Here is a 14,192-nt window from a genome sequence, read left to right on the forward strand (position 1 = left end):
GATGAACAAGACCGGTCTCGCATTGACGGCGGCGGTGCACGGCCTGGCGCTGATGCTCGCCATGCAGGGCACAGGGCTGTATCCAAAGGCCCAGGCCGCGGTCCTGACGACACGCCTGATTCCAGCAGCGGTCGCAGCAACACCGGCTCCCCGGCCTCAAGCGCAGGTGCCCACGCTGCCAAGCCCGGCGATGCCAGCGCTGCTGTCGGCGCCGGAGTTCCAGGTCATCGCCGCAGCTGAGACCGGCGCTGCTCCGCCCTCTGCCGCAGTGCAAACGGCGCCGCAAGTCATTGCGGCGGCCGCAGCGCCGGCACCTGCCGCCATCCGTGCCGAGCAGCCGCCGCAAGCAAGCTATCAACCGGCCGCGCTGCCACCTGAACACGGCACCTGCAGCGCTCGTGGCGTGGAGCGGCGCTACCCAGCCATGCTGCGCGAGCGCGGCGTCCAGGGTCAGGTTCTGCTGCGTGTGCAGGTCAATGAGCAAGGCCGCGCGGCCGAGGTGCTTGTGCAAGGTGGCAGCGGCTGGCGCCTGCTTGACGAAGCGGCACGCCAGATCGCCATGGCCTGCCCCTATCTGCCGGCACGGCGCGGCGAGCAGCGCCTGGCAGCCTGGGTCGAGTACCCAATCCGCTTCGCCCTGCAGTGAGTGTTTTTCAAGAGGAGGAGGAAGGCCGTGTGCGACAAAGAGATTAGCAACAACATCTTCAGCCGGTTGCCCATTGAGAGCAGCGGCCCCAGCGCGCCGCTGGCATTGCCGGTGCCGGCCTCGGTGAGCCAGCAAGGCTCTCGCCGTCGACGCTTGTGGGAAATGCCCTCGCAGGCGCTTTGCCCGGTGATCGGCGTCTGCCTGCCAATGCCGCTCTTGCGTCGACGGCTGGCCAAGGTGCTGGGCGGCCTGGCCATGGCGGGCGACTACGAGCTGCACTGCGGCGCCATCAACGATTGCAACCGGCGCTCGCCCATCGCCGAGCTCCTGCAGAAGGAGTTGGATCAGCGCTATGCGCCCGCGCTGCGCCTGTCCGCCCAGCACAAGAGCACGGAAGCCCTGGCGCGCTGGTGGGCCGCTGCCCAGCATGGCAACGACGTGCCCGGCGCGCTGTGGGCCACCTTGACGCATGCACGTTGCGATACCGCGTTGCAGGAGCTGGTGCTGCGCGGCATCCACATGCTGCAGCACCAGGTGGGCAGTGCCGAGCGTGCCGACCTGGTGCGGATCGACACCCTGCAAGAGGAGAACCGCGTGCTCGGGCGCGAGCTGGCGCAGGCGCAGAGCCGCAACACGCGCTTGACTCAAGAGCGGGCTCTCGAGATGGAGCGCCTGCAAGCCGACAATCTGCGCATGCGCGCCGAGCTGGTCGGTCGCGACACGCTTCTGGCCGGCCTGCGCGAAGAGATGCAGGCCCTCGAGGCCGCCGTGCCCGGCTTGCGCCATCGCCAGGAGCAGTCGGAACATATCCGCGTGCAACTGGCCCGCATCCATGAATTGGAGCGCAGCTTGCTGATCGCGCAGCAACAGCAGCAGCGCGAACGCCGCCGCGCCGAAGATGCACTGCAGGCGCTGGCTGCGGCGAGTTCGGTGACGACTCTCGCCGACGCTGAGCAAGCCCTGCCCGAACTGAACGAACGCTCGGTGCTTTGCGTGGGCGGCCGCCAATCCGTCGTGCCCGTCTATCGCCAGCTGATCGAGCGAACCGGCGGTCGCTTCCTTCATCATGACGGCGGCGAGGAAGATGCCGTGGGCAAGCTGGACGCAAGCCTGGCCGCTGCCGACCTGGTGATCTGCCAGACCGGCTGCATCAGCCATGACGCCTACTGGCGCGTGAAGGACCATTGCAAGCGCCACGGCAAGCGCTGCGTCTTCGTCGACAAGCCCAGCGCGAGCAGCCTGCAGCGAGCACTGGGCGGCTTGGGCGGGCCGGGCAACGAGGAACCCGCATTGACGGCAAGCCGCACCAAACCCTGAGCAAAGGCTGTCCGGCTTGGCAATTAGATATATTTGCAATATTCCAACTGCGAGCCTCTCATGCAAGCCAACTACATTGCCGGCCAATGGCTGAACGGCGTCAGCGAACGGCCCAACATCAACCCCTCGGACACCGAGGACCTGGTCGGCCACTACGCCCAGGCCGACGCAGCTCAGGCCGAAGAAGCCATTGCGGCCGCACATGCCGCCGCACCCGCCTGGGGCCTGAGCAGCCCGCAAATGCGTGCCGACGCACTCGACAAGATCGGCAGCGAGATCCAGGCCCGCCGCGAGGAGTTGGGCCAGATGCTGGCCCGAGAGGAAGGCAAGACCTTGCCCGAAGCCATCGGCGAGGTGGGCCGCGCCGCCGCGATCTTCAAGTTCTTCGCGCAGGAGGCCTTGCGCGTGCGGGGCGACAAGCTGGCCTCGGTGCGGCCCGGCATCGAGATCGAGGTGACCCGCGAGCCGCTGGGCGTCGTCGGCATCATCACGCCCTGGAATTTCCCCATCGCCATTCCCGCCTGGAAGATCGCGCCGGCACTGGCCTATGGCAACACCGTGGTGTTCAAGCCGGCCGAGCTGGTGCCGGGCTCGGCCTGGCTGCTTGCCGACATCATCTCCCGCGCCGGCCTGCCGGCCGGCGTGTTCAACCTGGTAATGGGGCCGGGCTCGGTCGTTGGTCAGGCTCTCTTGGATGACCGGCGCGTGGCCGGCATCAGCTTCACCGGCTCACAAGCCACCGGACAGCGTGTGGCACTCGCCGCGGTCAAGCGTGGCGCCAAGTTCCAGCTGGAGATGGGCGGCAAGAACCCGCTCGTGGTGCTGGCCGACGCCGACCTGGAACAGGCAGTGAACTGCGCCATCCAGGGCGGCTTCTATTCGACCGGCCAGCGCTGTACCGCCTCGAGCCGCATCATCGTGGAGCGTTCGATCTACACCCGCTTCGCCGAGCACATGACCGAGCTGACGCGTGCACTGCGGGTCGGCCATGCATTGAAAGCGCAGACGCAGATCGGGCCTGTGGTCGATGCGAGCCAATTGCAGCAGGACCTCGATTACATCGCTATCGCGCGCCAGGAAGGCGCCCGCCTGTTGGCCGGCGGCGAGCTCCTGACGCTTGAAAGACCCGGCCACTACCTGGCACCTGCCTTGTTCGGCGATTGCGACAACGCGATGCGCCATTGCCAGGAGGAAATCTTCGGCCCGGTCCTGAGCCTGATTCCCTGCGACAGCTACGAGCACGGCCTGAAGCTCGCCAACGACACGCCCTTCGGCCTCTCCAGCGGCATCTGCACCAGCTCCCTCAAGCACGCCAGCCATTTCAAGCGAAATTCGCAGGCCGGCATGGTGATGGTGAACTGCCCCACGGCAGGCGTGGACTATCACGTGCCCTTCGGTGGCCGCAAGGGCTCCAGCTACGGGCCGCGCGAGCAGGGCAGTTACGCGGCGGAGTTCTTCACCAGCGTCAAGACCAGCTATATCCAGGCCTGAATCCGTGCACTAACTCACACGCGGTCCCGCGCTTCACCCGAACTCGGGGGAAGCGCGGGGCCGGCCCCTCTTCCTAGAATTCGCGCTGCTCGCCGGACCTACGCGCCACACAGCGATTGACGGCGAAACAACAACTTCGGATGAGGGATGAGGGAATGAAGACAGGTCGATCCAGGCTGGGCGGCGCACCGCTGCGCGCCGTCAAGGGCATTTGCGCCGGCATGCTGCTGGCCATGGCCACCGCCGCACAAGCCAGTCCGGTGGTGAACCTCGGGGCCGCAGGCGACTACAGCGGCTTCTTTTTCGGCAACCTGACCGCTCACTCCGACATCGAAGGCCGGCTGGCCGTGCGCGGCAATGTCGACATCAACAGCATCACGGTCGGTTATCGCAACCCGTCTGCGCGTGGTCCAGACGGCAGCGCTGCACCCAGCCTCGTCGTTGGCGGCAACGTGAAGATCCGCGACGGTGCGATCTACAACGGGCCGACCGATGTCGGGGTCAACACCAACATCGGCATGGGCCCGGCCCAGGCTGCATGGCTGTCTGGCGGCGTGCAGCAAGGCACCGGCATCTATGGCGGCGCTGACCTCGGCTCGGCCAAGCACCTGTCACTGAGCAAGGGTGAACAAGCAAGCATTCAGCAGATGTTCACCGACACCGCCACGCTGTTGCGCGGCCTCTCCGGCGAGCTCGGCACGCTTGGCAATACCGGCACGATCACGCGCGGCTGGGATCTGGGCTTGCATGGCGGCAGCGCCAAGCCGGGCGCAGGCCTGCAGATCTTCAATATCGGCGACAGCGTTCTGAAGGCCTTCACGCTCGATGCGAGCAGCTTCGACAGCGACGACTACATCGTCATCAACCTGACGGCCAGTGGCACCTTGAAGTTCGGCTACGACTACCTGGGCAGCAATCTGGCCGCCTTCGCCGACCGCCTGATCTTCAATGTGATGAACGCCGACAAGGTCGAACTGCACTCCGGCTACGGCACCCTGCTGGCTTCTCAGGCCGACATCATTGCCGCCAGCTCCGGGCATTGGGAGGGCACGGTGATTGCGAACAACATGCTGTCGACCATCGAGATCGGCTACGAGCCGATGCGCGAGCAGGCCTTGCCGGCCCGCGTGCCCGAACCGCAAGGCCTGGCCCTGGTGGCCCTGGCGCTCGGCGCCATGGTATTGGCGCTGCGCCGCCGCAGCACCCGCTGATCCTCACTATCAGCGGATATCGCCGAACTTGCGCAGCGCCTTGACTGCGCCCTCACCCATGGCCGCGCCGAAACGCTTGGCCAGGCGTTCGGCCACGTTGTCGTGCGGCGTGTAGTCGATCACCTCTTCGGCCTTGATCACTTCCCGCGCGACAAAGTCCAGGCTGCCGAACTGGTCGGCCAGGCCCATCTTGATCGCCTGCTCGCCGTTCCAGAACAGGCCGGAGAAGGTCTCCGGCGTTTCCTTCAGGCGCTTGCCGCGGCCTTCCTTGACGACAGCAATGAACTGGGCGTGGATCTGGTCCAGCATCGCTTGCGCATAGGCGCGCTGCGGGGCTGACATGGGCGTGAACGGGTCCAGCATGCCCTTGTTGCTGCCCGCGGTCAGCAGGCGGCGCTCGACGCCGAGCTTTTCCATCAGGCCGGTGTAGCCAAAACCATCCATCAAGACGCCGATCGAGCCGACGATGGAAGCCTTGTCCACATAGATCTCGTCGGCGGCAGCGGCAATGTAGTAGGCACCGGAGGCACAGATTTCCTCGACCACCGCATAGACCTTCTTGTGGTGAATGGCCTTCAGTCGCTGGATCTCGTCATAGACGATGCCGGCCTGTACCGGGCTGCCGCCGGGCGAATTGATGCGCAGCACCACGGCCTGTGTGCCCTCGTCCTCGAAGGCATTCTTCAAGGCCGAGATCATCAGCTCGGCACTGGCATCTGAATCGACCGCAATTTCGCCGCGCAGCTCGATCAAGGCGGTGTGCGGCGTGTTCGGTGCACTGCCATGGTGACGCTGCGAGAAGAACAAGACCCAGGCCAAGGTGAAGAAGAAGGCCAGCCAAAGCAGCCGGAAGAACACGCGCCAGCGGCGCTCGCTGCGGCGGTCCGCCAGATAGCTCTGCGCGAACTGGGCCAGCAACTGTTCGTAGCCGGCAGCGCGCTCCGGTGCTGAAGATGAAGATGCCGGCTTCGGATCGGGAAAAGGCTGGGGCAGGTCGTCGTTCATTTCAGGGCGCTCAATCAATCTTCAAAAGCCGGCTTGGTATCGCGGGAAGGATACCAATACACGTGGCCTTCCTTCTCGGCCACATCGATCTTGGTCAGGCCCATGCGGCCGCACATGCCGGTGACACAACGGCCGGTCAGCGGGTCGTACACCGCGCCGTGGATGGAGCACATGATGTACTCCTTGTCAGCGTCGAGAAACTCGCCCTCCTGCCAGTCCATCTCGGTGGGCACATGGGCGCAGCGGTTCAGGTAGGCCACCACCTGGCCTTCGAAGCGCAGCGCAAAGGCGCGCGCCGGCTGGCTGTATTGCAGGACGTCGAAGCTGTGGGCGCGGCCGCGCTCTTCCAGCTCATTGGACGCACACAGGGGCTGGCCAAGCGGCTTGTTGTCTTGTTCTTCAGGCATGGTCGAGCAGCCAGCGCTGCAATTCGGGAACGGAGTGGCAAATATGCAGCGCGCCGAATGCCGTGAGTTCGGCGGGGTCATGCGCGCCATAGCCAACGCCCAGGCTGGCGGTACCGGCATTGAGGGCGAGTTGCAGGTCGTGGCTGGTATCGCCGATCATCAAGGTGCGCTCCGGCTCGGTGCCAAATTCGCGCATCAACTGCAAGAGCATGGTCGGGTCGGGCTTGCCGGCGGTTTCGTCGGCAGTGCGGGTGCCGTCGAACAAGCCCAGCAGGTCGGGTGCCTGCAGCACCCGGTCCAGGCCCTTGCGGCTCTTGCCCGTGGCAACGGCCAGCCAGTGGTTGCGGGCCTTGAGCTCGCGCAACATGTCCAGCGCGCCTTCAAACAGGCTCAGTTGGTCTTCAGCGGCAAAGAAGTGGCGGCGAAAGGCCTGGCCCAGTTCGGGATAGCGCTCGCGGGGCAGGGTCGGCATCGCATGCGCCAGGGCCTGGTAGAGGTCCAGGCCGATCACGTAGCTGGCCTGCTCGTCGCTGGGCACAGGCAGGTCAAGGTCTGCAGCGGCAGCTTGGATGCATTGGCCGATCAGCGCCGTCGAGTCGTAAAGCGTGCCGTCCCAGTCAAAGACGATCAGATCGAAACGCTGCGGCCGGCGGCTCATGGGCGCAGCGCCTTCACCAGGTCGGCACAGTCTTGCGGCAGCTCGGCCAGCAACTCCAGCGTCTCGCCGCTGGCCGGATGGGTGAACTGCAGGCGCTTGGCATGCAGAAACATGCGGTCGAACTTCAAGGCACCACGGGCCATCGCGCGGTTGGCTTCGAAGTCGCCATACTTGGGATCGCCAACGATGGGGTGGCCGGCATGTGCCAGGTGCACCCGGATCTGGTGCGTGCGGCCGGTCTTGATGGTCACGTCCAGCAGGCTGAAGCCCTTGAGCCTCTGCGCAACCCGAACCAGGCTGATCGAACGCTTGGCCTGATCGGCCTGCGGATCGTGCGAGTTCTCGACCACCCGCACCCAGCGCTCACCATCGCTGCCGGTGAACTTCAGCAGTGCAACGTCGATGACCTTCTTGTTCTCGGCCCAGTCGCCGATCACCAGGGCCGCATAGGTCTTGCCGGTTTCGCGCTCGCGGAACTGGTCTTGCAGGGCGGTGAGCGCGCTGCGCTTCTTGGCGATCAGCAAGAGGCCCGAGGTTTCCTTGTCGAGACGGTGCACCAGTTCGAGGAACTTGGCCGTCGGACGGGCCTGACGCAATTGCTCGATCACGCCGAAGCTCACACCCGAGCCGCCGTGCACCGCCACGCCGGCCGGCTTGTTGACGGCGATCAGGTGATCGTCCTCGAAGACGACGGGAAATTCCTTGGCCGGCACGACCGGACCTGCAGCTTTTTCAGGCAGACGAACTGGCGGTACGCGGACTTCGTCACCGATCTCGAGCCGGGTGTCGGCATGGGCCCTGCCCTTGTTGACCCGCACCTCGCCAGCCCGGATCACCCGGTAGACGTGAGTCTTGGGCACACCCTTGAGTTCCCTCAGGAGGAAGTTGTCCAGGCGCTGGCCGGCCGAGCCTTCATCCACGGTCACTCGTCGTACCTGCGGCCGCTCTTGCACCGGGGCCGGTGCGGGAGTCAGTATCGGTTTGGGCTTGGCTGTCGCGGCAAGCAGGGGCTTGGGCTTCTTCGCAGCGGCCGGCCGCTGGGTTTTGGCCCGTATAATGTTGCTCACCACAAGTCCGCTCTAAGTGTTTGATTTATCAGATTTTACCTGTGCGAACAGTGCGGGAACGCTGAAAGCTGACGGTGGCGACAGGGGAGGAGCGCAAGTTCCGGCCCGGTCAAACAACCCGGTGATGCAAGGTGCCATCGCGGCATGCGGGCCTGATCCCCAAGTGAGCAGGCGGCGGGCGGCGTAGCACCTGAAGCGCAAGTAGAGAAGAACGAGCCATGCCGACTTTGCCTATCAAGGGCGGCATCAGACAAAGGTTTTTTTGAGCCAGCAGGCCGGTCGGCTATTTGTCAGACCGCCTGGTGGCAGCGTCCAACAGTCCGCGCCATGAGCACGAATCCCCTCACCCCCCACCGCCTTCGCGCGCTGCCCCGGCCTGTTGCCGGCGCAGCCCTCGGCCGTGGCCGGGCCGCATCGCCAAGAGCGTTGCGTCAACGGGACCCTGCTACTGCGCCGTCTGTCGTCACGCACGCGCCAACGCTGCGCTGCTGAAACGAAGCCAAGCTTCGATCAAGCACCAGTCCAGGGCGATTCCTTCCTCGGTTCCTCACGAAAGCGCATGCATCGAACAGTCGCCCTGACCGGCATCCGGTCAGGCGACGGCATGCTGCGCGCCAAGCCTTTGCGGCTGGCGCGCGAGGAGTGATGTATGAAGCGTATGTTGATCAACGCGACGCAGCAGGAAGAGCGGCGTCTTGCGATCGTTGATGGCCAGAAGCTGCTGGACTTCGAAACCGAAATCGAAGGCCGCGAGCAGCGCAAGGGCAATATCTACAAGGCGGTCGTGACCCGCGTCGAGCCTTCGCTCGAAGCCTGTTTCGTCGACTACGGCGAAGACCGCCACGGTTTCCTGCCCTTCAAGGAAATCGCCCGTCAGTATTTCCGCGAAGGCGTGGACGTGCGCAGCGCACGCATCCAGGACTGCATCCGTGAAGGCCAGGAACTTCTGGTCCAGGTCGAGAAGGAAGAACGGGGCAACAAGGGCGCTGCCCTGACGACCTTCGTCTCCCTGGCCGGCCGCTACCTGGTCTTGATGCCCAACAACCCGCGCGGTGGTGGCGTTTCGCGCCGCATCGAGGGCGAAGACCGCGAAGAGCTGAAGGAAAACCTCGACCAGCTCGAGTATCCGAAGGGCATGAGCCTGATCGCCCGCACTGCCGGCATCGGCCGTTCCGCTGCCGAGCTGCAGTGGGACCTGAACTACATGTTGAAGCTCTGGACTGCGATCGATGACGCATCCAAGGGCGGCAAGGGCGCCTACCTGATCTATCAGGAAAGCTCGCTGGTGATCCGCGCGATCCGCGACTACTTCACAGCCGACATCGGCGAGATCCTGATCGACACCGACGACCTGTACGAGCAGGCCAGCCAGTTCATGAACCACGTGATGCCCGACCAGGGCCATCGCGTGAAGCGCTATCGCGACGACGCGCCGCTGTTCAGCCGCTTCCAGATCGAACACCAGATCGAAACCGCCTTCAGCCGCACGGTCAACCTGCCCTCGGGCGGCGCCATCGTGATCGACCACACCGAAGCGCTGGTTTCGGTGGACGTGAACTCGGCCCGCGCCACCCGTGGCGGCGACATCGAGGAAACCGCCACCCGCACCAATCTGGAAGCCGCCGATGAAATCGCGCGCCAGATGCGTCTGCGTGACCTGGGCGGCCTGATCGTTGTCGACTTCATCGACATGGAAGAGTCGAAGAACCGCCGCGAAGTCGAACAGCGCCTGCGCGATGCGCTGCGCCAGGACCGTGCCCGCGTTCAGTTCGCCTCGATCAGCAAGTTCGGCCTGCTCGAACTCTCGCGCCAGCGCCTGCGCCCGGCCCTCTCCGAAGGCAACCACATCACCTGCCCGCGTTGCAACGGCACCGGCCACATCCGCGACACCGAGTCCAGCGCGCTGCAGATCCTGCGCATGGTCCAGGAAGAGGCGATGAAGGACAACACGGCTGCCGTGCACGTGCAAGTGCCGGTGGAAGTGACCAGCTTCCTGCTCAACGAGAAGCGCACCGAGATCACCAAGATCGAGCTGAAGCAGCGCGTCACCGTGCTGCTGGTGCCCAATCGCCATCTCGAAACGCCCAACTACAAGCTGGAGCGCCTGCGCCACGACGACCCGCGTCTGGAAAACCTGCAGGCCAGCTACACCATGATCGAAGAGTCGACCGATGAGGTCGGCATCACCCGCCGTGGTAGCGACGACAAGGGCAAGAGCAAGCAGGAGCCGGTGATCAAGGGCATCCTGCCCGAGTCGCCCGCTCCGGTCGCTGTGCCCAAGCCCGAGCCGGTGGCCAAGGCCGCTGCGCCCGTGGCAGTACCGGTGGCGGCTCCGGCCGCAGGTGGCGGCTTCATGGGCTGGCTGAAGAGCATCTTTGGTGGCGAGCCGGCCCCTGTGGCCGAGCCCGTCAAGGCACCGACCGAAGCCAAGCCCACGGGCGAGCGCAAGGATGGCAAGCGCGGTGAAGGCCGGGGCGACCGTGGTGGCCGTGGTGGCCGTGGCGGCGAGCGTGGTGAGCGCAGCGAACGCGGCGGTGAACGTGGTGAAGGCCGCGGCGGCCGTGGCGGTCGTGGCGAAGCCAAGCCGGCGGAAGCGCGCGGCGAAGGTGGCCGCAACGAGGGCCAGCGTGGCGAGCAGCAGCAACGCGGCCGTCGCAGCGATGCCAACAAGCCAGAAGGCCAGGAAGCGCGCGGCGAACAGCAGCAGCAGCAACAACGTCCGGAGCGCGGCGAGCGCCAGGAACGTGGTGAGCGTGGTGAGCGCGGTGGTCGTCAGCGTGGTGAACGCGGCGAGCGCAACGAGCGTCCGGTCGAAACCGCAGCACATGCCGAACTGGCAGCCAAGCCCGAAGCGCTGATCGACCAACCGGCATTTGCCGACACGCAACCTGATGGCATCGAGTCGGCTGCCGGTGAAGCCAGCAGCGAAGAGCGTCAAGGTCGCCGCCGCCGCCGTCGCGGTGGCCGTGACCGCGGCCAGGAAGCCGGCGATGGCCAGCAAGCTGCCGCCGAAGGCGCGGAAGCACCGAGCAGCGAAGACAGCACCGCCACTGCAGCCGCAGGCGATGAGCAAGCCGCCGCGGAAGGCGCAACAGCAGCGCCTGCCGAAGCTGGCGAAGCTGGCGAAGCTGGCGAAGAAGGCCGCGATGGCCGTCGCCGCCGCAGCCGTGACCGCTATCGCCGTGAACGACGTGAAGATGGCTCGACGGTTGAAGGCAATGCAGAAGGTGGCGTACCGGCCCAGCTGGAGCTGAGCGCAGCACCTGCGCCTCAGAGCCTGGGCGAAGGTGATGACGAAGGCGAAGCGCCGCCGCCGAGCGCGCCGCCGCCAGAGGCACCGCCGCCGGCCGCACCTCCGCCGGAAGCGCCGCCGCCGGCTCCTCGCGCTGCTGCAGCCGTTGCCGTGGTGGCCCCGCCGCCCGCCGCACCGGTGGTCGAGCGCTTCGAGCTGCCGATTGACGCGCTGCACGCTGTCGCCGAAGGCGCTGGCCTGCAATGGGTGAATTCGGATGCCGACAAGATCCGCGAAACCCAGGCCGCCATGGCTGCCGAGCCCAAGGCCGTCCACGTGCCGCGCGAACGGCCGCCCGTGGCCCAGATCGACGAAGGCCCGCTGGTCCTGGTCGAGACCAAGAAGGACCTCAGCCAGATCAAGCTGCCCTTCGAAGCACAGGGCTGATCAAGCCCGAGCGAATCACGCCGCCGAGCTCACCGCCCGGCGGCGTTTCTACTTGAAGACCTACAACACCATCAAGAGAGACAAGCCGTGACGACCATCGCCAATCAGCAGCCCGCCAGCGCGGCCGCGCCCAAGATGCCGCCGCAGATCCCTTACATCATCGGCAACGAAGGATGTGAGCGCTTCAGCTTCTACGGCATGCGCAACATCCTGACCGTGTTCCTGATGACCAGCCTCTTGCTGTCGATTCCGGAACCGCTGCGCAAGGGCGAAGCCAAGGATGTGTTCCACACCTTCGTCATCGGCGTCTACTTCTTCCCGCTGCTGGGCGGCTGGCTGGCCGACCGTTTCTTCGGCAAGTACAACACCATCTTCTGGCTCAGCCTCTTGTACTGCGTGGGCCATGCCTTCCTGGCGGTGTTCGAGGACAACCTGAAGGGCTTCTACGCCGGCCTGTTCCTGATCGCACTGGGCTCGGGCGGCATCAAGCCGCTGGTCAGCAGTTTCGTGGGCGACCAGTTCGACCAGAGCAATCGCTCGCTGGCACAAAAGGTCTTCGACGGCTTCTACTGGATCATCAACTTCGGCTCCTTCTTCGCCTCGCTGCTGATGCCGATCTTCCTGAAGGAGTTCGGCGCCAGCGTGGCCTTCGGCATTCCGGGCGTGTTCATGTTCATCGCCACGATGATCTTCTGGGCCGGCCGCAAGAAATACATCCACGTAAAGCCAACGGCACATGAAGACCCGAACAGCTTCCTGAAGGTCGTGCGCACCGCCTTGTCGCAAGGCGCTGCTGGCCAGGGCGTGGCGCTTGCCGGCGTGGCACTGGCCATCGTCGGTCTGTGCTTCTACAAGGACATCGGCATCGTTGCCGCGCTGTGTTCAGCCCTGGTGCTGGTGATGGGCTTCGGCGGTGCCGGCGCCTGGATGCAGCTGGACCGCGCCGTGCCCAAGCATGGTGCCGCCGCTGTCGAGGCCGTGCGCACCGTGCTGCGCCTCCTGGTGCTGTTCGCGCTGGTGACGCCGTTCTGGTCGCTGTTCGACCAGAAGGCTTCGACCTGGATCCTGCAGGCCGACCAGATGGCCAAGCCGGAATGGTTCCAGAGCTCGATGATGCAGGCGCTGAACCCGGCGCTGGTGATGATCCTGATCCCGTTCAACAACATGGTGCTCTATCCGATGCTGAATCGCATGGGGCTAAAGATCACCGCGCTGCGCCGCATGGGCGCTGGCATTGCCTTCTCGGGCCTGGCCTGGATCGTGGTGGGCGGCACGCAGCTCTGGATCGACGATGGCCACAGCATGTCCATCCTCTGGCAGATCGCTCCGTACGCCCTGCTGACCTTCGGCGAAGTGCTGGTCTCGGCCACCGGCCTCGAGTTCGCCTACAGCCAGGCGCCGCTCGCCATGAAGGGCGTGATCACGAGCTTCTGGAACCTCTCGGTCACCATCGGCAACCTGTGGGTGCTGCTGGCCAACTCGAGTGTCAAGGGCGAGGCGGTGACCAGCTACATCAAAAGCACCGGCACCAGCGTGACCGCCTTCCAGATGTTCTTCTTCGCCGGCTTCGCACTGGTGGCGGCAGCGCTGTTCGGCCTGTACGCGCGTCGCTATCCGATGCAGGACAACTACCGCAAGTAAGGCCGCGTTTCCAAGCGCACTTATGATGCGCCCGGGCTGCCGCAACGTACGGCGGCCCGGGCTTTTTATTGCTTATCGATCAGGGAGAGATTCCATGTCCACACAATCCATGCGCCGGATGATTTCGGCCGCCTTCTTGAGCCTTTGCCTGCCCTTCACTGCGGCAGCGCAAACCGTTGCAAAGGGCATTGAATTCCATGTGCTGCCGCTGCCCAACACGCACCAGCAGCTCGATACCCAGATGCGCATGGAGATGCGCATGAAAGTGCTGCCCAAGCCGGACATCAGCGATGCAGAGCGTGAGAAGCTGGCGGCCACGACCGGCAAGATGCCCTCGCCCATCGTCATGAACTCCAAGCTGACCCAGCGCATCGACACCAGCGCGGCAGACAAGCAAGGCCTGATCAAGGTGCAGTCTGAAGCCCTGATGGGCATGATGGAAATGCAGCTCGGCGCAGGCGGCCCTGTCCAGACGGTGCCGAACCCGCTCGGTGATATGCGTTTCAGTGCTGTGCTGAACAAGGGTCGGTACGAGGACGTCAAGTTCAGCGAAGCGATGGGCAAGGCCCTCCCCGGCATGGATGCCAACGCGCTGTTCGCCAAAATGTTCAACGCCATGGCACCGCTGGAAGGCGCTGTGCTGAAGCCAGGCGAAACGATCGAGCTGCCCTTCCAGATGGACATGCCGCTGCCCGGTGTGGATGCTTCTGCGCTGAGCAACAAGACGGTGGCGCGCTACACCTTGCGCAAGGTCGAGAAGGGCGTGGCCGATTTTGACGTGAGCGCCACACTCGACATGAAGCTGGATGCCACGATGCCCGCGCCCGCCGCCTCTGCCGCAAGCGAGTCGCAAGCGGCACCCGTGCCTTTCAAGCTCACTGCAAAAGGCCATGGCAAGGGCCTGCTGCGCATGCGCCTGGCCGACCGTCTGATGCTCTTGAACACGCTGGACTTCAACGCCGAAATGGAAATGCCCATGCCCGACGGCAATCTGATGCAGATGCAGATGCGCATGGTCGTCGACCTCAAGGGCAAGACCGTCAAGAAGCGCTGAGATGCTAGGCCCGCTT

The 14,192-nt window shown here is 65.1% G+C and carries 11 protein-coding genes; 7 read left to right on the top strand and 4 right to left on the bottom strand.

The features are described 5' to 3' along the window. Nucleotide 1: 1 nt before the first annotated feature. The 4 genes from ABT392_RS13370 to ABT392_RS13385 all read left to right on the top strand — a co-directional run bounded on the left by ABT392_RS13370 (nt 2) and on the right by ABT392_RS13385 (nt 4,665). Nucleotides 2-646: an energy transducer TonB gene (locus ABT392_RS13370; RefSeq protein ID WP_395385558.1), complete on the top strand. Its 645-nt coding sequence runs from the start codon at nt 2-4 to the stop codon at nt 644-646. Nucleotides 647-673: 27 nt separating this feature from the next. After that, on the top strand, nt 674-1,963 hold the full coding sequence (locus ABT392_RS13375) for a DUF2325 domain-containing protein (RefSeq protein ID WP_395385557.1): 1,290 nt from the start codon (nt 674-676) through the stop codon (nt 1,961-1,963). 60 nt (nt 1,964-2,023) lie between these two features. Next, entirely contained in the window at nt 2,024-3,454 is a 1,431-nt protein-coding gene (locus ABT392_RS13380) for an aldehyde dehydrogenase family protein (protein ID WP_395385556.1), read from the top strand. Nucleotides 3,455-3,609: 155 nt separating this feature from the next. Further along, nucleotides 3,610-4,665 carry a collagen-binding domain-containing protein gene (locus ABT392_RS13385; RefSeq protein ID WP_395385555.1) on the top strand — a complete coding sequence of 352 codons (1,056 nt, stop codon included), beginning with the start codon at nt 3,610-3,612 and terminating at the stop codon, nt 4,663-4,665. A gap of 9 nt (nt 4,666-4,674) precedes the next feature. Here the strand turns inward: ABT392_RS13385 and ABT392_RS13390 are convergent, their stop codons facing one another. From ABT392_RS13390 to ABT392_RS13405, 4 genes are read right to left on the bottom strand one after another with little or no spacing between them, the layout of a single operon-like run. Further along, a complete protein-coding gene (locus ABT392_RS13390; protein ID WP_334276335.1) occupies nt 4,675-5,670 on the bottom strand; it encodes a S49 family peptidase in 996 nt (331 codons plus the stop codon). Between the two features lie 14 nt (nt 5,671-5,684). Beyond that, nucleotides 5,685-6,077 carry a Rieske (2Fe-2S) protein gene (locus ABT392_RS13395; protein ID WP_395385554.1) on the bottom strand — a complete coding sequence of 131 codons (393 nt, stop codon included), beginning with the start codon at nt 6,075-6,077 and terminating at the stop codon, nt 5,685-5,687. Further along, the gene (locus ABT392_RS13400) at nt 6,070-6,735 is read right to left on the bottom strand and encodes an HAD-IA family hydrolase (protein WP_395385553.1); all 666 of its coding nucleotides are present in this window, start codon (nt 6,733-6,735) and stop codon (nt 6,070-6,072) included. Before ABT392_RS13400 ends, ABT392_RS13395 begins: the two co-directional genes overlap by 8 nt. Beyond that, nucleotides 6,732-7,712 (bottom strand): RluA family pseudouridine synthase, encoded by a 981-nt coding sequence (locus ABT392_RS13405; RefSeq protein ID WP_395386822.1) that lies wholly within the window; start codon nt 7,710-7,712, stop codon nt 6,732-6,734. The genes ABT392_RS13400 and ABT392_RS13405 overlap by 4 nt, the downstream gene beginning before the upstream one ends. A 739-nt stretch (nt 7,713-8,451) precedes the next feature. Here ABT392_RS13405 and ABT392_RS13410 point away from each other — a divergent pair. The 3 genes from ABT392_RS13410 to ABT392_RS13420 all read left to right on the top strand — a co-directional run bounded on the left by ABT392_RS13410 (nt 8,452) and on the right by ABT392_RS13420 (nt 14,176). Continuing rightward, the gene (locus tag ABT392_RS13410; protein ID WP_395385552.1) at nt 8,452-11,481 is read left to right on the top strand and encodes an Rne/Rng family ribonuclease; all 3,030 of its coding nucleotides are present in this window, start codon (nt 8,452-8,454) and stop codon (nt 11,479-11,481) included. Between the two features lie 135 nt (nt 11,482-11,616). Further along, on the top strand, nt 11,617-13,122 hold the full coding sequence (locus ABT392_RS13415) for a POT-type proton-dependent oligopeptide transporter (RefSeq protein WP_395386821.1): 1,506 nt from the start codon (nt 11,617-11,619) through the stop codon (nt 13,120-13,122). Nucleotides 13,123-13,216: 94 nt separating this feature from the next. Then, nucleotides 13,217-14,176 carry a hypothetical protein gene (locus ABT392_RS13420; RefSeq protein WP_395385551.1) on the top strand — a complete coding sequence of 320 codons (960 nt, stop codon included), beginning with the start codon at nt 13,217-13,219 and terminating at the stop codon, nt 14,174-14,176. Nucleotides 14,177-14,192 lie beyond the last annotated feature (16 nt).

It is taken from the genome of Paucibacter sp. JuS9, from assembly GCF_044043925.2.
Classification (GTDB): domain Bacteria; phylum Pseudomonadota; class Gammaproteobacteria; order Burkholderiales; family Burkholderiaceae_C; genus JAUASW01.